Here is a 20,852-nt window from a genome sequence, read left to right on the forward strand (position 1 = left end):
ATGAAGCAGGTGACCGAGCGGTTCGACCTGCTCGGACCGCTGCCCGCCGATCGGTCCACCACCGTGCTGCAGGCCAGCGCGGGCACCGGCAAGACGTTCGCGCTGGCCGGCCTGGTGACCCGCTACGTCGCCGACGGCGTGGCGACGCTGGACCAGATGTTGCTCATCACGTTCGGCCGGGCCGCCAGCCAGGAGCTGCGGGAGCGCGTGCGCGGCCAAATGGTCGAGGCGGTGGCCGCTTTCGACGACGGTGCCGGCGCCAACGAGCTGGTGGCCTATCTGCTGGAGGGCACCGACCACCAGCGCGCGGTGCGCAAGCAGCGCCTCCGCGACGCGCTGGCCCGCTTCGACGCGGCGACGATCGCGACCACGCACCAGTTCTGCCAGCTGGTGTTGAAGTCGCTGGGCGTGGCCGGCGACACCGCCGCGAACGTCACGCTGCTGGAGAGCCTCGACGAGCTGATCGTCCAGATCGTCGACGACCTCTACCTCGCGCATTTCGGGCAGGAGCGCGACGATCCGGCGTTGGGCTACCGCGAGGCGCTGCGGCTGGCGCGCGAGGTCGTCAGGAATCCCTCGACGCAGCTGCGGCCGCGCGACCCCGAGCCCGGTTCGCGGGCCGCCGTTTGCGTAACCTTCGCGAAAGACGTTCTCGCGGAACTCGACACACGCAAGCGGCGGCTGGGCGTCCTCGACTACGACGACCTGCTGGGCCGGCTCGCCGACGCGCTGGCCACCGACGACTCCCCCGCGCGGGCCCGCATGCATCACCGCTGGCCGATCGTCATGGTCGACGAGTTCCAGGACACCGACCCGGTGCAATGGCAGGTGATCGACCGCGCGTTCAGCGGGCGCTCGACGGTGATCCTCATCGGTGATCCCAAGCAGGCCATCTACGCGTTTCGCGGCGGCGACATCGTGACGTATCTGCGGGCGGCCGAGACGGCCGGTGAGAAGAAGACGCTGGCCGTAAATTGGCGCAGCGACGGGGCGCTCATCGATCGGCTGCAGGTGGTGCTGCGCGGCGCCCAACTCGGCGACCCCGCGATCGTGGTGGACGACGTCGAGGCCTACCACCGGGGTCACCGGCTCGCCGGAGCCCCGCACAACGATCCGTTCCGCTTGCGGGTGGTGCAGCGAGAAACGTTGGGCCGTCGCGGGATTCAGAACCTGCCCATCGACGAGCTGCGGGCGCACATCGGCGCCGACCTGGCCGCCGATGTCCGTGCGCTGCTGGCGGGCGGCGTGACGTTCGGCGGCAGGCCGCTGCAGGCCCGCGACGTCGCCGTGATCGTGGAGAAACACAAGGACGCCGCCGCCTGCTTCAAGGCACTGTGTGACGCGGGCGTACCGGCGGTGTACACGGGCGACTCCGACGTGTTCTCCTCGGACGCCGCCGAGGACTGGCTCTGCCTGCTGGAGGCGTTCGACCAACCGCACCGGCCGGGCATGGTGCGCGCCGCGGCGGCGACGATGTTCTTCGGCGAGACCGCGGAATCGCTGGCGGCCGGCGGCGACGCGCTGACCGACCGGGTCGCGGAAACGTTGCGGGAGTGGGCCGGTCACGCCCGCGAACGCGGCGTCGCGGCCATCTTCGAGGCCGCGCAGCTGTCGGGCATGGGCGATCGCGTGCTGTCCGCCCACGGCGGCGAACGCCACATGACCGACCTGGCGCACATCGCGCAGCTGCTGCAGGAGGTCGCGCACCGGGAGCGCTCCAGCCTGCCCGCGCTCCGCGATTGGCTGCGCAGGCAACGCGACGAACGCGGCGGCGCGCCCGAACGCAACCGGCGCCTGGACAGTGACGCGGCGGCCGTGCAGATCATGACCGTGTTCGTGAGCAAAGGCCTGCAATACCCGATCGTGTATTTGCCGTTCGCGTTCAACCGCAATACCCAGGACCGCGATGTGGTGCTGTTCCATGACGAGGGCGTGCGCTGCCTGCACATCGGCGGCAAGGACAGTCCCGACTTCCAAACCGTCGAGCGGCTGGGCCGCAAGGAGGACGCCAGCGACGACAGCCGGCTGACCTATGTCGCGCTGACCCGGGCCCAGGCGCAGGTCGTGGCGTGGTGGTCGCCGGCGTTCGACGAGCCCAACGGCGGGCTGTCGCGACTGCTGCGCGGCCGGCGACCGGGAGAGGCCTTCGTACCCGACCGATGCGAACCGGCCAAGATCTCCGACGACGACGCGATGGCCCGATTGCGCGAATGGGAGGCGGCGGGCGGTCCGGTGATCGAGCGGTCGGTGGTGGCCGCGGCGCCGTCCGTGCCGCCCGAGCCGGTGCCCTCCGGCCTGGACAGCCGCCACTTTCACCGCGGCATCGACACGGGGTGGCGGCGCACCTCGTATTCCGGCCTGATCCGGGTGGCGGAAACCTTCGGGTCGATCGGGGTGAGCAGCGAGCCGGAGGTCACCGAATTGGACGACGAAGCCGGTGATATTCCGTTGGCCCAGGGCGTATCCGGGCCGGAAGTGCCGTCGCCGATGGCGGACCTGCCGATGGGCGCGAAGTTCGGCACGCTGGTGCACGCCGTGCTGGAGACGACCGACCCGTTGGCCACCGATCTGGCCGCCGAATTGGAGTCGCACATCCGCAGCCACTCGGTGTGGTGGCCGGTCGACGTGGCCCCGGACGTGCTGGCGGCGGCCATGGTGCCGATGCACGACACGCCGTTGGGTCCGCTGGCGGGTGGTCTGACCCTGCGCCGGATCGGGCTCCGGGATCGGCTGCGCGAGTTGGACTTCGAATTCCCGCTGGCCGGCGGGGATCTGCGCTCGACCGCGCCCGAGATCAGCCTGGCGGACATGGGGGCACTACTGCGCGCGCACCTACCGGCTGACGACGCGCTGGCATCCTATGCCGATCGGTTGATCGGCCGCCCGCTTGGTGATCAGCCGTTGCGCGGCTACCTCACCGGCTCCGTCGACGCCGTGCTGCGCGTGCCCGACGGCGCGGCGCACCGCTATCTGGTGGTCGACTACAAAACCAACTGGCTCGGCGACCCCGACCGGCCGCTGACGTCGGCCGATTACGAGCGGCCACGGCTGGTCGAGGCGATGCTGCACTCGGACTACCCGCTGCAGGCGCTGCTGTACAGCGTTGTGCTGCATCGGTTCCTGCGGTGGCGGCTGCCCGACTACGACCCGGACCGGCATCTCGGCGGCATCCTCTACCTCTTCGTGCGCGGAATGTGCGGCGCGGCCACCCCCGTGGTCGACGGGCACCCGGCGGGGGTGTTCGGCTGGCGGCCGCCGCCGTCGTTGGTCGCCGAATTGTCGGACCTGCTCGACGGGAGGGCCGCCGCGTGACGCTGGAGGCGATCGCCGCCGAGGGCCTGCTGCGGACGTACACCGAGGCCGGTGTCTTCGAGGCCGCCGATGTCCATGTGGCGCGGCGGCTTACGGCGCTCGCGGGCGAGCCCGACGAGCGGGTGGCGCTGGCGGTCGCGCTGCTGGTGCGCGCGCTGCGGGGCGGTTCGGTGTGCGTGGACCTGCGGGCGGTTGCCGCGCAGGTCGGCGACGCCGAGCTGCCCTGGCCCGACGCCGACGAGTGGATGGCCGCCGTGCGGTCCAGTCCACTGCTCGGCTCGCCGCCGGTGCTGCGGCTGTTCGGGGAACTGGTGTACCTGGACCGGTACTGGCTCGAGGAGCAACAGGTGTGCGCCGACCTGCTCGCGCTCTCCGTTCCCCGGGCGAAGGGCGATGCGCCCGCACTCGAGCGGCTCTTCCCACCCGGATATGACGAGCAACGGGCGGCCGCCGAAATCGCGGTCTCGCAAGCGGTTACCGTGCTGACGGGCGGGCCGGGCACCGGCAAGACCACCACGGTGGCGCGGCTGCTTGCCGTCCTGGCCGGGCAGGCCGAGCTCGGCGGCCTCCCGCGGCCCCGGATCGCGCTGGCCGCGCCGACCGGCAAGGCGGCGGCGCGGCTCGCCGAGGCGGTGGCCGCCGAGGTGCAGCGGCTGGACACCGAGGACCGGGCGCGCCTGGTGGGCTTGCCGGCGACAACGCTGCATCGGCTGCTGGGCTCGCGGCCGGATACGTCGGTGCGGTTCAAGCACAATCGCGGCAACCGGCTGCCGCACGACGTCATCGTCGTGGACGAGACGTCGATGGTGTCGCTGACGATGATGGCCCGCCTGCTGGAGGCGGTGCGGCCCGATACCCGGCTGATCCTGGTGGGCGATGCCGACCAGCTCGCCTCGGTGGAAGCCGGCGCGGTGCTCGCCGATCTGGTGGACGGGCTCGCTACCCGCGACGACGTGCGGGTCGCGGCGCTGCGCACGCCGCATCGCTTCGGCGAGTCGATCGGTGCGCTGGCCGAAGCGATCCGGATCGGCGACGCCGACCGCGTGCTGGAGTTGCTGCGGGCAGGCGGCGAGCACGTCGAGTGGCTCGACTCCGACGGGCCAACCGACCGGCTGCGCGCGGTCCTGGTTCCGCACGCGCTGAGGGTGCGAAAGGCCGCGGTGCTCGGCGCCACCGGGGCGGCGTTGGCGACGCTCGACGAGCACCGGCTGTTGTGCGCGCACCGGCACGGGCCGTACGGGGTGTCGCATTGGAACCGGCAGGTGGAGCGCTGGCTCGCGGAGGAGACCGGTCAGCCGACATCGTCGGCGTGGTACGCCGGTCGGCCAGTCCTGGTGACCGCCAACGATTATGGGCTCAAGGTCTACAACGGGGATGCCGGAGTGGTCGTGGTCGGCAGCGACGGGCTGCGGGCCGTCATCGCCGGCGCCCCCGGGACGCTGAGCTTCGCGACCAGCCGGCTCACCGACATCGAGACCATGCACGCCATGACGATCCACAAGAGCCAGGGCAGCCAGGCCGACGAGGTGACGGTGCTGATGCCGCCGCAGGATTCGCGGCTGCTGACCCGCGAATTGTTCTACACGGCCGTGACGCGGGCGAAGACCAAGGTCCGGGTGGCAGGTTCGGAGGCTTCGGTGCGCGCGGCCATCGAGCGCCGCGCCGTACGGGCGACCGGACTGGCGCAGCGGCTGCGCGCCTCAGGTCAGGGCGGAGTCGCCTAGTGCGCGCCGCCGGATTGCGACTTGGCCGCCATCTGCTTGAGCATGCCGTCGTGAATGATGTCGATCCGTGAACGGGCTTCCGCGCACACGTACGGGTCCCGGATCACGGTGAGTTGGTTGTCCTGCTTGGATTCTCCGCCGGTGGACCAGTTGGTCGAACCGGTGATGACGTCGACGCCGTCGATGATCACCATCTTCAGGTGCATGATCGCCGACTTCTCACTGTGACCGATCGCGATGCTGTTGCCGGTCTTGTCGTTGAGCCACGGGGCCAGCAGAGCGCGCTCGGACTTCCCCGCGGCCTGAGTGGAGTCGAGACTCATTTGCACATAGATCTTTTCGTCGTTCAGCGACGACTGCAGCACCGAATTCAGTTCGGTGTCATCGAAGCCGTACATCGCGACCACGATGCTCTTGTCGGCCGACGTCAACAAGTCCTTGAGCGCCTCGTGCACACGGTCGACCGGACTGTAGAACGTTCGCGTGTTGTCGGGATAGCCGGGCGGAAACGGCGCGGCTTTGTACTGGTCGAGAGTGGTCAGCGAACTGAGTGCCATGGCGTTTCTCCTTCACAACGCGGGGGACGTCCAGTCGGTCGGATCGGCGCTGAGCCGTTGCGCCTCTTCGGTCAAATTCGGTAAGTAGCCCGGGTTGTCGCGACGGCGCACCAGCACGCTCGGATGCACCAGCGCGTCGGGACCCATCGGCCGGCGCCGGCAGCCGACCAGGTACCACAGCTTGCCGTTGTGGTGGATCGGCGCGTCCGCGAAGTCTTCGGTCACCGCGCACTGCTGCCGGTAGGCCGCCGCGTCGATCGCCAGTTCGCCGACGATTCCGTCGGTGACCCACTTCAGTGCGATCGTCGCGAGCCGGTGATCGGGCATGAACGTGCCGCCGACGTCGGCGTGCACGCCGGCGAACCAGCGTTCCTCCAGCCCCCGCGGATGGCGTTCGACGAGGTACTCACGGTAGGGGCGACGACGTTCGTCGATCGAGACTGCGTGCCGGATGCGCGCGACGTTGGGCAGCGAGCGGGTGTAGGGCCAGCGCAGGTTGCCGAACCGCAGGAAGCCGGCCGCCTTGACGGTGTCCCACAGGCCGAGATACGCCACCGGCACCGCGTGGTGCCACACCTGATTCGGGCTGTTCTGCCGCACCGTGGAGAACAGTGGCTCCCCCTCGGTGCGCCAACAGAACGCGCGGGCGAACTCGGCCCAGTGGGCATATTCGTCCTCGGTGAAATACCGGTTGATGGCGTACTTTTCGACCGCGTACGGCAGCAGGTTCTCCGAGCCGGGCCGCAGCAACCCCGGCCGCAGCAACATGCCGGCCAACGCGCGCGCGGTGTAGGCGCCGCGGCTGAAGCCGAAGATGTAGAGCGCGTCGCCGGGGCGCCAATGCTGCATCACGTACCGGTAGGCCTGTGCGACATTGCCTTTCAGCCCCAGGCCGAATGCCTGCTCGAACAGTAAGTCCTTGGCGCGGGACAGTGACGAATGCGCCGATGCCGGCGCCAAGGTCCCGACACCGGGGTCATAGTAGGCGAGCTGGCCGGCCGGATCGTCCTTCTCCAGCATCTCGAAGAGCTTGGCGACATTGGTGAGATTCCCGGCTCCGATTTGGTTGGCGGTGCCGTCGAGGCAGACGACGATCCGCTTGCCCCGCGGTGGTTCAGGGTGCTCGGGCATCGAGGAAGGCCTCTCACAGGTATTCAACTCCCTGATGCGTAGCACTCTACGGCGGCCGCGCACGGTCCGTGACGTCTTTCGCGGGCCGGTGCGGAAGAATCGCGGTCAGCATGGAAGACAGCGACGATTCCTTACCCGACGCCCAACCCAACGCCCGGCGTACTCACATCGTGCGGCTCGGCGTGTTCGTCGTGTTCCTCCTCGTGCTGTTCTACCTGGTGGCCGTCGCGCGAATCATCAACGTCGAGGAGGTGCGGCGGGTGGTGTCGGCGACTGGTCCGGCAGCGCCGGTGACCTACGTCGCCGTATCGGCCGTGCTGGGCGCCTTGTTCGTGCCCGGCTCGATTCTGGCCGCGGCCAGCGGACTGTTGTTCGGTCCCGTCCTCGGTGTCTTCGTGACGCTCGGCGCGACCGTGGGTACCGCGGTGGTCGCCAGCCTCATCGGCCGCCGGGCCGGCCGGGACAGCGCGCGTTCGCTGTTGGGGCCGAAACGGACCGACCGGGTGGACGCCCTGATCGAACGCCGCGGCCTTTGGGCGGTGGTCGGTCAGCGCTTCGTCCCGGGCATCTCCGACGCGCTCGCCTCCTATGCGTTCGGTGCATTCGGAGTTCCCTTGTGGCAGATGGCCATTGGCGCGTTCGTTGGGTCGGTCCCGCGTGCCTTCGTCTACACCGCGCTGGGCGCCTCGATCGGGAACCGGTCGTCGCCGTTGGCGTACGCCGCGATCGCGGTCTGGTGCGTCACCGCCGTCGTCGGCGCGTTCGCCGCACGCCGCGGATACCGGCATTGGCGCGCCAGCCGTCGCGAGGACTCCGAAGCAGACGGCCGCTAGTCTCCCGCGCGCTCGGCGGACACGAACAGGTTTCCCGGCACGGCGTCCTCGACCTCCTTGGGCGCCGCGCGGTCGTAGCCGGCCATCAGCTTGTCGGACGGGGTGACGGTCACGCTCCAGCCATGGCGGCGGAACCAGTCACCGACGTCCTCGCGCTCCTCGAAGTACCACAGCTCGTCGGTCCTCGGCACCTCTCGGTCCGGGTCCACCCGCGCCATCAAGGCGCGGACCCGGTCCATCCGCGCACGACGCTTCGCGCGGAACTCCGGGTCGAGGAACTTCGGACCCAGCGCCTCCACGGCCACCCGGCTGCCGGGGGCGGTCAGCCCGTGGACGCGGTCGAACAGCAGCTCCTGTGCGGCGGCCGGCAGGTACGGCATCAGCCCCTCGGCCGACCACACGCTGGGCGCCGAGGGGTCGAAACCAGCCTGCCGCAACGCCGCCGGCCAATCGTGGCGCAGGTCGACCGGGACGGCGATCCGGTGGCACGCGGGCCGCGCCCCGTGTTCGGCCAGCGTCGACGATTTGAAGTCCAGCACCCGGGGCTGGTCCAACTCATAGACGGTCGTGCCGTCCGGCCACTGCAGCCGCCATGCCCGGGCGTCCAGGCCCGCCGCCAGGATCACCGCCTGCCGGATGCCGGCGCGCGTCGCGGCCAAAAAGAACTCGTCGAAAAACGCTGTACGCGAGGCCATGTAGCCGACCATCGCCTGCATCTGCAACGGCAACTCGGGTTCGGCCTCGACGAGTTCGTCCGGCAGCTGCGGCGCCGAATGCCAGTTCCACACCCCGTCGCCGGCGGCGTCGAGGAAAACCTGCGCGAAGGGATCCCGGATCAAGGGATTCTCGCTGCGCGTCTCGGCCGCGCGGGCGGAGGCCACCCCCAACGCCGTCGCCCCCACGCTCTCGGTGATCTCCCAGGTGTCGTTGTCCGTTCTCCCCACGCTCACGCCCTCCGATTCGCTAGCTCACCTACGTACACGACCCTACGCGCGCCAGGTGGGTGGGAGCTGTCGCACAAGCGGGTATGGGCGTTAAGTTGTCGGCGAGCCGGCGAGCGGGATCGATCAGCGTCGCCGAACGGATCCGAAGGATCGTCACAACATGCGAGTCGACGGGCGCGAGATCAGCGTTTCCGGCAGCTTGCTGCAGCCGTTGACCCGGCGCACGAACGACATCCTGCGGCTGGCCGCGAGCGCGACCTTCCTCGCCGTGGTGATCACCAGTTCGCTGATCACCCGGCCGCAGTGGGACGCGCTGGAAAAGTCGATCTCGCAGATCGTCGGGGTGCTCTCCCCCCGGCAGTCCGATCTGGTGTACCTCGCGTACGGCCTGGCGATCCTGGCCCTGCCCTTCATGATCTTGATCGGTCTCATCGTCGGCCGGCAATGGAAACTGCTCGGGGCGTATGCGGCCGCCGCACTGCTCGCGGCGCTGCCGCTGTCGGTGGGCGGCAACGGGTTTTCGGCGCCCCGCTGGCACTTCGACCTCTCCGAACGCCTGCAGACCGTGTTGGGCCAGTTCCTCGACGACCCGCGCTGGATCGGGATGCTGGCGGCGGTGCTGACCGTCTCGGGGCCGTGGCTGCCCGCGCGCTGGCGGCATTGGTGGTGGGCGCTGCTGCTGGCGTTCGTGCCGATCCACCTCGTCGTCAGCGCCATCGTGCCGGCCCGCGCCCTGCTGGGCCTGGCCGTCGGCTGGCTGGTCGGCTCGCTGGTGGTGCTCGTGGTCGGCACCCCCGCGCTCGAGGTGCCCCTGGAGGCGGCCGTGCGCGCGATGGCCAGGCGCGGGTTCGTGGTTTCGCGGCTCAGCGTGCTCCGGCCGGCCGGTCGCGGCCCGCTCGTCCTTTCGGCCGGATGCGACGAGCCCGACCGCGCAGCGGTCGTCGAGCTGTACGGCCCGCATCAGCGCAGCGGCGGCACGCTGCGCCAGCTGTGGATCAAGTTGCGGCTGCGCGACACCGAGACCGCGCCCCTGGTGACCTCCATGCGCCGCGCCGTCGAGCATCGCGCCCTGATGACGATCGCCATCGGGCAGGTGAACCTGGCCAACACCGCGACGATCGCCGTCGCCACCCTCGATCGGGGCTGGATCCTGTACTCGCACAAGCCACCTGATGGCCTGCCGCTCGGCCGATGCGCGCAGTCCACGCCGGTGGCGAAGGTGTGGCGAGCGCTGCGGGTGCTCAACGACCAGCAGATCGCGCATGGCGACCTGCGGGGCAACGAAATCACCGTCGACGAAGGCACCGTGCTCTTCGGCGGCTTCCACAGCGCCGAATACGGCGCCACCGAAGCTCAACTCCAATCCGACATCGCCCAGCTGCTGGTGACGACCTCGGCCCTGTATGACCCCAAGTCGGCGGTGGCCGCCGCGATCGAGGCGTTTGATCGGGACACCATCCTGAGCGCGTCGCGTCGATTGACGAAAGTCGCTGTGCCGCGACCCATTCGCAGGTCCATCTCGGATGCGGGCGCCGTCATATCGGCCGCCCGCTCGGAGGTGAAGCGGCAGACCGGTGCCGACCAGATCAAACCCGAAACCATTACCCGCTTCACCCGCGGCCAGATCATCCAGCTGGTGCTCTTCGGAGCCCTGGTCTACGTCGCGTACCCCTTCATCAGCACCGCGCCCACCTTCTTCTCCCAACTGAGGACCGCGAACTGGTGGTGGGCGCTGCTGGGCCTGGGCGTCTCGGCGCTGACCTACGTCGGGGCGGCCGCCGCGCTGTGGGCGTCCGCCGACGAGACGGTGAACTTCTTAAGGCTGTCGATCGCGCAGGTGGCCAACACTTTTGCCGCCACCACCACCCCGGCAGGAGTGGGCGGCCTCGCGCTGAGCACACGGTACCTGCAAAAGGGTGGCGGGCTGTCCGCCATGCGGGCAACCACGGCGGTGGCCCTGCAGCAGTCCGTGCAGGTGATCATGCACCTCGTGTTGCTGATCCTGTTCAGCACCGTCGCCGGAGCGTCGATGAACCTGAAGCACTTCGTCCCCACCGCCACGGTCCTCTACCTGATCGCAGGCCTGGCGCTCGGGATTGTCGGCACTTTTCTGTTCGTGCCCACGCTGCGACGCTGGCTGGCCACCGACGTGCGCCCCAAACTCAAAGAGGTGACTACCGACCTCGTCGAGGTCGCCCGGGAACCGAAACGACTGGCGCTGATCGTACTCGGCTGCGCGGGAACGACTCTGGGTGCCGCGCTGGCCCTGTGGACCAGCGTCGAAGCATTCGGCGGTGGCGCTTCGTTCGTCACCTGCACCGTGGTCACCATGGTCGGCGGGACACTGGCGTCAGCCGCGCCGACGCCCGGTGGGGTCGGGGCCGTCGAGGCGGCGCTGATCGGTGGCCTGGCCGCCTTCGGGGTGCCGGCGGCCATCGGCGTGCCGTCCGTTCTGTTGTATCGGGTGCTCACCTGCTGGCTGCCCGTGTTCGCCGGCTGGCGGGTGATGCGGTGGTTGACCAAGAACGAGATGATCTAGAGCGCACCCCCAATCACTCAGTTCCCGGCTGCACGATCACGAGAATGGTTGAGGTGCGCGCGCTTTGGCCCACCGCAGAGGTCAGGTACACCAGGTAATACTCCGGGGACACCGACCGTTCGACCTTGATGGGCACGTCGATGGTCGCCGAACCGTCCGGGGAGAACTGTCCCGTCGTGGGCGTCACGGTGATGCCGACGTCCGAGGCGGTGCCGGTGACGGTGTAGCCGCCGGCATCACCGATCATTCGTTGGGCGTCGAGTTTCACGGTGCCCGTCGTGCCCGGCTCGATCGTGACGATGGGATTGGGCACGTTGACGGTTACGGCCGAACCGCCGGTACCGAACGACGGCGGTGCGGACGATTCAGTTGTGCCCCAACCCCTGTCCGGGTAGCCGGCGAGCGAGAAGTTCAGCTCCCCGCCGGTGCGGATGAAGGACTCGGGCAACCACGTGTGATCGCTTGCCCGGCCGTCGACGCGCAGCCCGCTGATGTATTTGAGGTGGTGCGGTCCGGACGCGCCCGGCGCGGAGATCCGAATGGTTTTGCCGCCGGGAAGCGCGATCGCGGCACGATCGAAGAGCGGTGCGGCCATGGTCAGGATCGAGGTCCCGGGGATGCTCGGATAGAGGCCCAGGGCCGCCCAGACGTACCAGCTGGCCAGCGCACCCAGATCGTCGTTGCCCGGCTCGCCGTCGGCCGTCGGTCCGAACAGCCCGCGGACCCGGTCGACCGCGCGTTGCGTCTTCCAGGGTTGACCGATGTAGTTGTACAGCCAGGGCACGCCGAAGCCGGGTTCGTTGCCGGCCCACAGATAGGGCTCGTTGGGACCGACGTTGAGTTTCTTGGTGAAACCGTCCAGCCGGCCGGCCACCGTCTGACGTCCGCCGAGCGCGGTCACCAGGCCGGCCACGTTGTGCGGCACCCACCAGACGTACTGCGCGGCGTTGCCCTCGTCGAAGCCGACCTGGCCAAAGTCCGAGGGGGACACCACGAACGCCGGGCCGGCGCGGAAGAAAGTGGTCCAGTTGCGGGGCGAGATGTACCGGGTGGTCGGATTGAACAGGTTCTGCCAGTACTGCGACCGGACCTGGAATTCGGCGGCGGTCGCCTTGTCTCCGAGCGAATCGGCGAACCGTGAGATGGCGAAGTCGTCGACCGACCACTCGAGCGTGATCGACGCGGCGGCGACCCAGCCATCGGTGCGGAACTCGAAGGAGAACGGCGCGTAACCGAATCGCTGGTACGTGTCGATTCCCGGCCGCTCGACGTAGCCGTTAAGCCCGACACCGCCTTTCGTCGCCGCATTCACCATGTAGCGCAGTGCCGTTTGGGTGTCGAAGTCCTCGGCCCCGAAGGCGTGAAAGTTCACGATGAGCGGTACCACGTTGTCCCCGCTCATCTCCGCGGTCGCGGCGTTGGCCAGCGCCCAGCGCGGCAGCGCGCCGCTCTGCTCGGCGTCGTTCACCAGCGATTGGGCCATGTCGCTCGCCCGGTCCGGAAACAGCAGCGCCTGCAAAGCCGCCAAACATCGGTACGTGTCCCAGTCGGAGAAGTTGGCGTACTGCGTGTGCCCCGCGGCCACGGTGTGCACGGCGCCGTCGAATCCCACGTAGCGCCCGTCCACGTCGTTGAAGGTGTTGGGGTGCAACAGCGATCGATACAGCGCGGTGTAGAACGTTTCCAGATCGTCGGCATTGCGGCCGGCAACCGCGATGCGAGACAGCGAAGTGTTCCATATTCTCGACGCGGCGCCGCGGACGTCATCGAAGCTCGCAGCACCCTCCGCCGCGAGGTTGGCCCGAGCTCCGTCGATGCCGACGTAGGAGATCGAGGTCCGCACCTCCAACACCGCCCCGGCCGGGAATTCGACGTATCCACCGCTGTATGGCGAATTCGCGCTGCGCGCACCGGGATAAACCGCGTTGCCGTCCCAGGCCCCGTACGAGGTGAAGGGCTGGCTGAACTTCATGGCGAAATAGACCGTGTAGGTGTTGTTCTTTCCGCAGAATCCGCCGCTGGTGGCCCAGCCGGTGATCGTGGTGTTGTCCTCACCGATCTGGATGGTGGCGCGGGAGTTGCCGGCGAGCGATGCGCCGGAGCGCACATGGAGGAGGGCGGGGCGGCCGTTGCGCGGGTAGCTGAATCGGCCGACACCCGTGCGCGTGGTGGCGGTGAGTTCCGCCTTCACCCCGGTTCCCGGAAACCGTACCGTGTAATAGCCCGGCACGCCGCGTTCCGTGTCGTCGTGGGCGATTCGCTCCCAGGCCCTCCACGGTTGCGAGCCAATTGCGTTGGTGGTCGGCAACATTGAGATATCGCCGAACGCGGCGCAGCCCACAGAGGCGTGGGTCATGCTGAAACCGGTAGAGCGCGGGTTGTCGTAGTTGTAGCCGGCGTAGTTGCCCTCGGTGTCCGGTGAGTACTGCACCATTCCGAATGGCACGGTGGCGCCGGGGAAGTTGTTGATCTCCCCCACCGTCTCGCCGCCCGTCCCGGTGCCCACCAGCGTGGCGACGTGGTCGACCGGATTGGCAACGAATCCGGGCTCACCGTCATACGCAATGGGCGGCGCCGCAGCGACGAACGCCATGAAGACGACCGACGCCGCCAGCAGCGCGACGAGGGCCCTTCGTGACCGCATACCTGTCTCTTACTGGACAACGCGGTTCCGGGTGAGTGTTTTCCAGACGAATTGGATAACGATTTACGGGCCGGTCGCGCCACCGCCAAAAAATGCAAAAGATACCGGCGAAGTTGCAGGCCATTTCGGCTACTGTCATTTCGGCGTGGGCGGCGCTGGTACCGGCCCCAATTTTCGGGAGATTGGATTATGAAACATTGACGCTAGCAACCATTTCCGTAGCGCTGAGTTTGGCGCTCGCGGGTTGCGGCAACGACCACAAATCCGGAAGTCAATCGTCGACCTCGACGTCCACATCCACCTCGACGTCCACGACGTCGGCAGCAACCAGCTCCGCCCCGGCCGCGAAAGCGAAATACACCATCGCGGACTACGTGAAGGACAACCACATCACCGAGACACCCGTTCACCACGGCGATCCCGGCCCCAACGTCGACCTTCCGGTGCCCGCCGGTTGGCAGCTTAACCAGAACTCCGGCACGTCGTATGGCGGCATCGTTATGACCCAGCCCAGCAACCCCGCCGATCCGCCCACCGTCTCGGCGCTGTTCTCCAAGTTCACCGGTGACGTGGACCCGGCGAAGATCATCCAGTACGCACCGGGCGAGGTGCAGAACCTGCCCGGATACGAGGGCAGCGGTGACGGCAAAGCGTCCACGCTCGGCGGCTTCCAGGCGTGGCAGATCGGCGGCACGTATCAGAAGGACGGCGGCACCCGCGCCATCGCGCAGAAGACGGTGGTGATCCCGAGCCAAGGCGCGGTCTTCGTGCTTCAGCTCAACGCGGAGGGCCCGCAAGCCGATCAGGGTCCGTTGATGGACGCCACCAACATCATCGACGACCAGACCACCATCACCCCCTGACGAGGCACGCTATGGCGCCGCGGGGACCCCGCCGCGGCGCCATCACCTCATCGCTAGGCCACGCAGCCCCATTGGCCTTACGGTAATCGCATGCCAGAGCAGTCCTATGCGATAGACGCCGGGCACCCTCCGTCGGCGCTGCTGCGCATCGTCAACCCGATGCTGGGGTTCTTGCTGCGCACCCCGCTCGCCGGCTCCGCCCGCAAGCAGCTCATGGTGCTGAATTTCACCGGGCGAAAAACGGGCCGGCCGTTCTCACTTCCGGTGAGCGCCCACATGATTGACAATCAGCTGTACGCGCTGACCGGCGCCCCGTGGAAACAGAATTTCCGCGGCGGTGCGCCCGCGCAAGTCGTCTACGACGGCAAGCAGACGCCGATGCGCGGGGAGCTCCTCCGCGACCGCGCCGTCGTCTCCGACCTCTTCCTGCGCTGCGCCGAGTCCTACGGCGTTCGGCGCGCCCAGCGGATGATCGGGCTGAAGTTTCGCGATCAACGCATACCGACGCGCGAGGAGTTCGCGGAGGCGGTCGACCGCATGCACCTGGGAGCGGTGCGCCTGACTCCGGCTGAATAGCCGCTACTCGCCGGAGCCGGCCGCACGCAGATGCGCGGTGAGCAGGCGTTGGTCGAACCGTGAGCGTGCCGCGATCAGCTCCTTGCCCAATTCGGAGAAGTCTTTCGCGATTTGTTCGGCGAGCACGCCCAGCTTCATGTTGCGCACCTGGGACAACGATTTGAGCAGGTTGAAAGCCGCCAGCTCGTCGACGCCGTAGACCAGCATCAGCATTCCCTTGGTCCGGTCGATGGCGCCGCGCCGCTCGGCGATCTCGGCCACCTCCGCGCTGATGTTCTCCTCGCGTTCGCGGTTCGATGTCGGTGTGACGTCGACGTAGAAGCCATGGGTGCCGATGACGTCGCCGCCGCTGTCGCAGAACTGATCGCCCACCACGACCACCTCATGGGTGTTGCCGCGGGTGTCGACAATGCGGTGCCTGGTGCTGAACGGCCGCCGGCGTTCGACCATCTCGTTGATGGTCGCGGCCACCTGGTTGCGATCCTCGGGATGCTTGTGGGAGATCACCAGCTCGGTGGTCGGGGTCACCGTTCCGGGTTCGTAGCCGTGCATCCGCTGCACTTGCTCCGACCATTCCCAGCGCTGGTCTTCGAAGTAGAAGCGAAACCAACCGGCGCGCTGCGGCGTACCGCCGGCCAAGGCCTGCTCTACCGCCGCCGTCTGGCCGTCTAATTCCCACGCCATGATGCACGCTCCGGGTCTGATGCCGACCTCGCCGCCCGCTTCTTGAGCGACTCGTGACAGATAACGCCGCTTTCCAGCAGCCGAAGCTCGGACACGCGACACAGTTCGCGCGATCGGTCGAGCTGTTCGCGCGCGCGTTCCACGGAACTCGCGACGGAACGCTGCAGCGATCCGGCGGCGTCCCAGTGCGCAGTCCGGCCGGCTCCCGAGCTTCGCCGAAGAGCCTCCCGCAGGACGTCCGTCCGCCGCGCCGCTCGGGCGCGATGAGCCTTTTGCCGACAGGCCGGCGAGCAGTAAACCGCGTCGGACCGTGCCGAGAAGCCCGTCCCGCACACCGCGCACGTCATCGCTGGCATATCCGTTACGTTACAGCTCTGGGGGGCGTGTCACCGCTAGGACCACGGAATTGTGCGGCCCCCGAACGGTCAACCCAGCTGGTCGCGCAGCCGTTCGACGAGCAGGACCAACGACCAACTTCGCGCAGTGCGACCCGGCGGGAGGAAATCGTTGAGCTCTGCGTACGCCCGAACTTCGACATCGCCGGTCGGCTCGGTCACCCACCCGGCCCCGCGCCGGCGGCGGCCCGGGTTCGGGCGATGACCGGTTGCTCGAAACCGGCGTGGCCCACCGCGCGTCGCACCGCCTCATCGATCGCGCCGGTGCGGTCGGTCGGCACCAGCGCGATCACACAGCCGCCGAACCCCCCGCCGGTCATCCGCGCGCCCAGGGCGCCCGCCCGCACCGCGGTGTCCGCGATCAGGTCGATGTGTTCGGTGGTGATCTCGAAATCGTCACGCATCGACGCGTGCGAGGCGCTGAAGATTCTTCCCGCCTCGGCGAAGTCCGAAACATTGAGCGCCGCAACACAATCGAGCACCCGCTGGTTCTCGCTCAGCACGTGGCGGGCCCTGCGGGCGTCGACCGGATCGCGCACCGCGGCGGCCAGCGAGGGACCACGGTCCTGGACCTCCCGCAGCGACGACACCCCGAGATCCGCGGCCGCCCGCTCACACGACGCGCGGCGCGCGGCATAGTCACCGTCGGCGTTGCTGTGGGGGGCGCGGGAGTCGATCACCAGCAGCGTGACACCGTCGGCGTCCGGGTCGAAGGCCACCGGCGTGACCGTGACGTCGCGGAAATCGATCAGCAGCGCGGTCGCCGGCCGGCCGTACAGCGAGGCCAGCTGGTCGAGCAAACCCGTTGGGGCGCCGACGTACTCGTTCTCGGCGCGCTGGGCGAGCCGCGCCTGCTCCTTCGGGTCGATGCGCACCCCGGCGGCCGCCGCGATGGCGCCCAGCGCCGCGCACTCCAGCGCCGCCGACGACGACAACCCCGACCCCATCGCCACGTCGCTGGTGATCCGCATCGCGCCGCCGGGCAGCGGGTGGCCGGCCTGACGCAGCGCCCACATCACGCCGGCGACGTAGGCGGCCCAGCCGGTCACGCCGCCTGGAGCGGTGTCCAGCGGGATGCGCACCGACCCGTCCGCGCGGTCGCTGGCCGCGGTGATCGCCTCGCCGCGGTCGGGCGTGAACGTCACCACCGTGCGTTGCGGCAACGCGATCGGCAGCGCGAACCCCAGGTTGTAGTCGGTGTGCTCCCCGATCAGGTTGATCCGCCCGGGCGCGGAGTACCGGACGGTCACGCGAGCTCCCGGAGGCGCTGGGCCACGCTCTCGGGCGTCACATCGCTGATGAACGCTTCCATGGCCGACTCGGAGCCCGCCAGGTACTTGAGCGTGGTGGCGCTGCGCCGGACCGACATCAACTCGACGTGGAAGTAGCCGTCGGCCTGCGCGACGGTATCGGCGTATTGGTGCAAAGCCGAAATGTAGGGCAGCGGCGAGGAGTACATCCGGTCGAATCGCCTCAGCACATCGAGGTAGATCCGCGCGAACCCGTCCAGCTCGTCCTCGCCGAGCTCGATGATGTTGCGCACGAACCTGTTCGGGTAGATGTGCACCTCGACCGGCCAGCGCGCGGCGAACGGCACGAACGCGGTGAACAGGTCGTCGCGCGCGATGATTCGGCTGCCGTCTGCGACCTCGCCGGCCAGCAGGTCGGCAAAAAGATTGGTGCCGTGGTGCATTCGATGCCTGCGCGCCTGGCCCAGCATGGCGGCGGTTCGCGGCGTGAGATAGGGATAGCCGTAGATTTGACCGTGCGGGTGCGTCAACGTCACCCCGATCTCCTCGCCGCGGTTCTCGAAGCAGAACACCTGCTCGATGCCCGGCGTGGCCATCAGGCCGCCGGTGCGGTGCCGCCACGCGTCGACGACCAGCCGGGCGTGCGCCGGTGCCAGCCCCGCGAACGAGCCGGTGTGGTCGCTGGAAAAGCAGATCACCTCGCAGCGGCCGTGCCCCGGGGCGGACACGAAGCCGTCACCGGCGGGCACGAGCGCCGGTCCGGTGCCGGACAGGCTGGGAAACCGGTTTTCGAAGACGACGACGTCGTAGTCCGGGGCGGGCACCTCGCTGGTCAGCCCGGTCGGACCGGGGCACAGCGGGCACTCGTCGGGGGGCGGCTTGTAGGTGCGGTTTTGGCGTAGCGCGGCGACGATCACCCACTGCCCCGTCGTCTGGTCGAACCGCAACTCGGTCTGCTGCCCGTCGCGCGCCGGCAGCGGCCTACGGTCTTCGACCGGCGCCGGACGGTGCCCGGGCAGCGCGAAGAACAGCAGGTCACGGCCGTCGGCCAGCTTCGCCCGCGTCGGCGCTGTCACGATGTCGAAGACTAGCTTGTGCCGAAGTTCGGGTAACCATGATGCGTTCAACAGGCGAGAAGGGGGGCGCGGCGATCAGCGTTTTCTACGAACAAGCCGGCAACTGGGTGATCGGCTCCGACCCCGGTCTGCTCCGGCTGCGGATGGCGGCGCGGACGACGGCCGCGCTCGGCTGTTCGCTGCTGGCCCTGTACGTCCTGACCCGGGCGACAGGACAGCCCCTGACCGTCGCCTTGTTGGGCGTCGTCATCACGATGGTCGCGTCGCGCTCCGTCAACGAGCCGGACCCGCACCAGCAGCGGATCACCATGGCGCTGCTGCCGCTGCCCGCCGCCGTCTCCATCACGGCCGCCGCGGTGCTCGCTTCTCACCAGGTGGTCAGCGACGCGGTGTTCGTGATGGTGGTGTTCGCCGCCGCGTACGTTCGCCGCTTCGGGGCGCGCGGCCGGGCGCTGGGCATGGTCTCGTTCATGTCCTACTTCTTCACCTTGTATCTGCGAGCGCGCATCTCGGAGCTGCCGTGGATGATCGGGGCTGTCGCGGTGGGCACGGTCTGCACATTCGTGATGACCACCTACGTCATGCCCGACCGGCCGGAGCGCGTGCTGCGGGCGACCGTCCGGGCGTTGCGGGCCCGGATGGCGATCGTCGTCGGCACCACGGCCGAAGCCGTGCGTACCGGCCGCCTCGACGAACGGCGCCGGCGTCGCATGCGTGCGCGCACCCTCCGGCTCAACGAGACCGCCCTGATGGTGCAGAGCCAGATCGAGGACAAGGCCGACCCCGCCATGCTGTGGCCGGGTGTCACCGCCGAGCAGTTGGCGCCGTGGCTGCTGGACGCCGAGCTGGCCGTCGAATGGGTGGCCACGGCCGGGCGCCGGGCCGCGGCGCTGACCGCGGAGAACCCGGACGCCATACCGAGCCAAACGCGGGCCGAGCTCGTCGACGCGCTCTCGCGGCTGGCGCGCGCCATCCGCCTCCCCGAACCCGGCGGCCTTCGACAGGCCGCTGCCCAAGCGCAGCGGCTGCTGGACGAGCAGTGCGGCCCCGCCGACGACGACCCGGGCAGCGCCGCCGTGCGCCGCCTCGCCCTCGCGGTAATCAACGCCGCGACAGCGACTTCCGACGTCCGGGCCATCGTCGACCGCGCGGCCACCGGGGGTGCGGGCGGCGTGGAAACCAGGGATAGCGAGCGACCGCCGGCCGCCGGCGACGCGCCCCCGGACGAAGCCGCCGAACAAGCGCAGCCGGCGGGCCTACGACCGACCACCCGGCAGGCCATCCAGGTCGCCGTCGCCGCGTCGCTGGCGATCGTCGCCGGCGAACTGGTGTCGCCGGCCCGCTGGTATTGGGCGGTGATCGCCGCGTTCGTCATCTTCGCCGGCACCAACTCGTGGGGCGAAACCTTGACCAAAGGCTGGCAACGGCTGCTCGGCACCTTGCTCGGCGTGCCCTGCGGTGTGCTGGTGGCCACGTTGCTGGCCGGCGACCGGACGGCCGCGCTCGCCGGCATATTCGTGTGTCTGTTCTGCGCCTTCTATTTCATGACGGTCACCTACAGCTTGATGACCTTCTGGATCACGACGATGCTGGCGTTGCTGTACGGCTTGCTCGGCCAATTCTCGTTCGGCGTACTGATGTTGCGGATCGAAGAGACCGCGCTCGGTGCGGTCATCGGAGCGACCGTGGCCATCGTCGTGCTGCCCACGCATACCAGGGCCGCGATCCGCGACGACACCCGCACGTTTCTGGCCAGCCTGTCGGCCCTGATCGAGGTGTCCGCCGCGACCATGTTCGGTGAGGACGAGAGCGTCAGCCCGTCGGAACAGGCACGCCAGCTCGACCGCGACCTGCAGCAGTTCCGGGTCACCGCCAAGCCGCTGCTGGCCGGGGTCGCCGGCCTCGCGGGCCGGCGCAGCATTCGCCGGGCGCTGCGCATCTTCGCGGCCTGCGACCGGTACGGCCGTAGCCTGGCGCGCAGCAGCGAGCAGTACCAGGACCCGGTGGGGTCGCAGCCCCTTGCCGACACCTTCTCGGCCGCCGCGGCCCAGACGCGGCGCAACATCGACGCGCTGGCCGCCGCGATCGGCAGCGGCCGCGCGCCGACCATCGTCTCGGCCGCCGACGACCTCGACGCCGCCGAAACTCTGGCCCGGCAGCGAGACGGCGAGGCGGGATCATCGGGCCAACCGGGGCCAGACACCCGGCGATTCCTCACCGCGGTGCACGCGTTGCGTCAGATCGAGCGAGCCGTCGTGACCGCGGCGACCAACCTGGGCGGGCGCGAAACGGCCAAGGCGCCCAGCCCGGTTCGGGGCTGAGGG

The 20,852-nt window shown here is 69.1% G+C and carries 15 protein-coding genes; 7 read left to right on the plus strand and 8 right to left on the minus strand.

Going from position 1 to position 20,852, the window contains the following annotated elements; genetic code table 11:
* Together recB and recD are read left to right on the plus strand one after the other, a co-directional pair.
* Positions 1–3,312, plus strand: a complete 3,312-nt coding sequence (gene recB / locus H7J89_RS16425; protein WP_264044690.1) for an exodeoxyribonuclease V subunit beta — start codon at positions 1–3, stop codon at positions 3,310–3,312.
* Positions 3,313–3,314: 2 nt separating this feature from the next.
* Positions 3,315–5,036, plus strand: coding sequence for an exodeoxyribonuclease V subunit alpha (gene recD / locus H7J89_RS16430; RefSeq protein WP_276042227.1), 1,722 nt, complete (start codon positions 3,315–3,317; stop codon positions 5,034–5,036).
* Here recD and H7J89_RS16435 read toward each other — a convergent pair.
* Positions 5,033–5,593, minus strand: coding sequence for a phospholipase D-like domain-containing protein (locus tag H7J89_RS16435; protein WP_264044692.1), 561 nt, complete (start codon positions 5,591–5,593; stop codon positions 5,033–5,035). The two genes, recD and H7J89_RS16435, sit on opposite strands and share 4 nt — an antisense overlap.
* A 12-nt stretch (positions 5,594–5,605) precedes the next feature.
* Entirely contained in the window at positions 5,606–6,724 is a 1,119-nt protein-coding gene (locus tag H7J89_RS16440) for a T6SS phospholipase effector Tle1-like catalytic domain-containing protein (RefSeq protein ID WP_264044693.1), read from the minus strand.
* A gap of 110 nt (positions 6,725–6,834) precedes the next feature.
* On the opposite strand from H7J89_RS16440, the gene H7J89_RS16445 reads away from it, so the two are divergent.
* Positions 6,835–7,557 (plus strand): TVP38/TMEM64 family protein, encoded by a 723-nt coding sequence (locus H7J89_RS16445; RefSeq protein WP_264044694.1) that lies wholly within the window; start codon positions 6,835–6,837, stop codon positions 7,555–7,557.
* Here H7J89_RS16445 and H7J89_RS16450 read toward each other — a convergent pair.
* A complete protein-coding gene (locus tag H7J89_RS16450; protein WP_264044887.1) occupies positions 7,554–8,501 on the minus strand; it encodes a class I SAM-dependent methyltransferase in 948 nt (315 codons plus the stop codon). The two genes, H7J89_RS16445 and H7J89_RS16450, sit on opposite strands and share 4 nt — an antisense overlap.
* Before the next feature lie 160 nt (positions 8,502–8,661).
* On the opposite strand from H7J89_RS16450, the gene H7J89_RS16455 reads away from it, so the two are divergent.
* Positions 8,662–11,040 (plus strand): lysylphosphatidylglycerol synthase transmembrane domain-containing protein, encoded by a 2,379-nt coding sequence (locus tag H7J89_RS16455; RefSeq protein ID WP_264044695.1) that lies wholly within the window; start codon positions 8,662–8,664, stop codon positions 11,038–11,040.
* Between the two features lie 13 nt (positions 11,041–11,053).
* On the opposite strand, the gene H7J89_RS16460 is transcribed toward H7J89_RS16455, so the two are convergent.
* Positions 11,054–13,684, minus strand: a complete 2,631-nt coding sequence (locus H7J89_RS16460; protein WP_264044696.1) for a GH92 family glycosyl hydrolase — start codon at positions 13,682–13,684, stop codon at positions 11,054–11,056.
* Between the two features lie 197 nt (positions 13,685–13,881).
* Between H7J89_RS16460 and lpqN the strand changes: the two genes are divergently transcribed.
* Complete coding sequence (lpqN, locus tag H7J89_RS16465) at positions 13,882–14,547, plus strand: envelope biogenesis lipoprotein LpqN (protein WP_264044697.1); 666 nt, start codon at positions 13,882–13,884, stop codon at positions 14,545–14,547.
* A 90-nt stretch (positions 14,548–14,637) separates the two neighbouring features.
* Positions 14,638–15,123, plus strand: coding sequence for a hypothetical protein (locus H7J89_RS16470; protein WP_264044698.1), 486 nt, complete (start codon positions 14,638–14,640; stop codon positions 15,121–15,123).
* A 3-nt stretch (positions 15,124–15,126) separates the two neighbouring features.
* On the opposite strand, the gene H7J89_RS16475 is transcribed toward H7J89_RS16470, so the two are convergent.
* The 4 genes from H7J89_RS16475 to galT all read right to left on the minus strand — a co-directional run bounded on the left by H7J89_RS16475 (position 15,127) and on the right by galT (position 18,528).
* A complete protein-coding gene (locus H7J89_RS16475; RefSeq protein ID WP_264044699.1) occupies positions 15,127–15,807 on the minus strand; it encodes a PAS and ANTAR domain-containing protein in 681 nt (226 codons plus the stop codon).
* A 425-nt stretch (positions 15,808–16,232) separates the two neighbouring features.
* Positions 16,233–16,364, minus strand: coding sequence for a hypothetical protein (locus H7J89_RS16480; RefSeq protein ID WP_264044700.1), 132 nt, complete (start codon positions 16,362–16,364; stop codon positions 16,233–16,235).
* On the minus strand, positions 16,361–17,452 hold the full coding sequence (locus H7J89_RS16485) for a galactokinase (protein ID WP_264044701.1): 1,092 nt from the start codon (positions 17,450–17,452) through the stop codon (positions 16,361–16,363). The genes H7J89_RS16480 and H7J89_RS16485 overlap by 4 nt, the downstream gene beginning before the upstream one ends.
* Complete coding sequence (gene galT, locus H7J89_RS16490) at positions 17,449–18,528, minus strand: galactose-1-phosphate uridylyltransferase (RefSeq protein ID WP_264044702.1); 1,080 nt, start codon at positions 18,526–18,528, stop codon at positions 17,449–17,451. Before galT ends, H7J89_RS16485 begins: the two co-directional genes overlap by 4 nt.
* A gap of 107 nt (positions 18,529–18,635) precedes the next feature.
* Between galT and H7J89_RS16495 the strand changes: the two genes are divergently transcribed.
* Complete coding sequence (locus H7J89_RS16495; RefSeq protein WP_264044889.1) at positions 18,636–20,849, plus strand: FUSC family protein; 2,214 nt, start codon at positions 18,636–18,638, stop codon at positions 20,847–20,849.
* Positions 20,850–20,852: the final 3 nt, after the last annotated feature.

This window comes from Mycobacterium paraffinicum, from assembly GCF_025822865.1.
Taxonomy (GTDB): domain Bacteria; phylum Actinomycetota; class Actinomycetes; order Mycobacteriales; family Mycobacteriaceae; genus Mycobacterium; species Mycobacterium paraffinicum.

Bases quoted from the DNA above. Each gene is read 5' to 3' on its own strand.
- recB (WP_264044690.1), top strand. From the start codon at position 1: ATGAAGCAGGTGACCGAGCGGTTCGACCTGCTCGGACCGCTGCCCGCC.
- H7J89_RS16435 (WP_264044692.1), bottom strand. From the start codon at position 5,593: ATGGCACTCAGTTCGCTGACCACTCTCGACCAGTACAAAGCCGCGCCG.
- H7J89_RS16440 (WP_264044693.1), bottom strand. From the start codon at position 6,724: ATGCCCGAGCACCCTGAACCACCGCGGGGCAAGCGGATCGTCGTCTGC.
- H7J89_RS16445 (WP_264044694.1), top strand. From the start codon at position 6,835: ATGGAAGACAGCGACGATTCCTTACCCGACGCCCAACCCAACGCCCGG.
- H7J89_RS16455 (WP_264044695.1), top strand. From the start codon at position 8,662: ATGCGAGTCGACGGGCGCGAGATCAGCGTTTCCGGCAGCTTGCTGCAG.
- H7J89_RS16460 (WP_264044696.1), bottom strand. From the start codon at position 13,684: ATGCGGTCACGAAGGGCCCTCGTCGCGCTGCTGGCGGCGTCGGTCGTC.
- H7J89_RS16470 (WP_264044698.1), top strand. From the start codon at position 14,638: ATGCCAGAGCAGTCCTATGCGATAGACGCCGGGCACCCTCCGTCGGCG.
- H7J89_RS16475 (WP_264044699.1), bottom strand. From the start codon at position 15,807: ATGGCGTGGGAATTAGACGGCCAGACGGCGGCGGTAGAGCAGGCCTTG.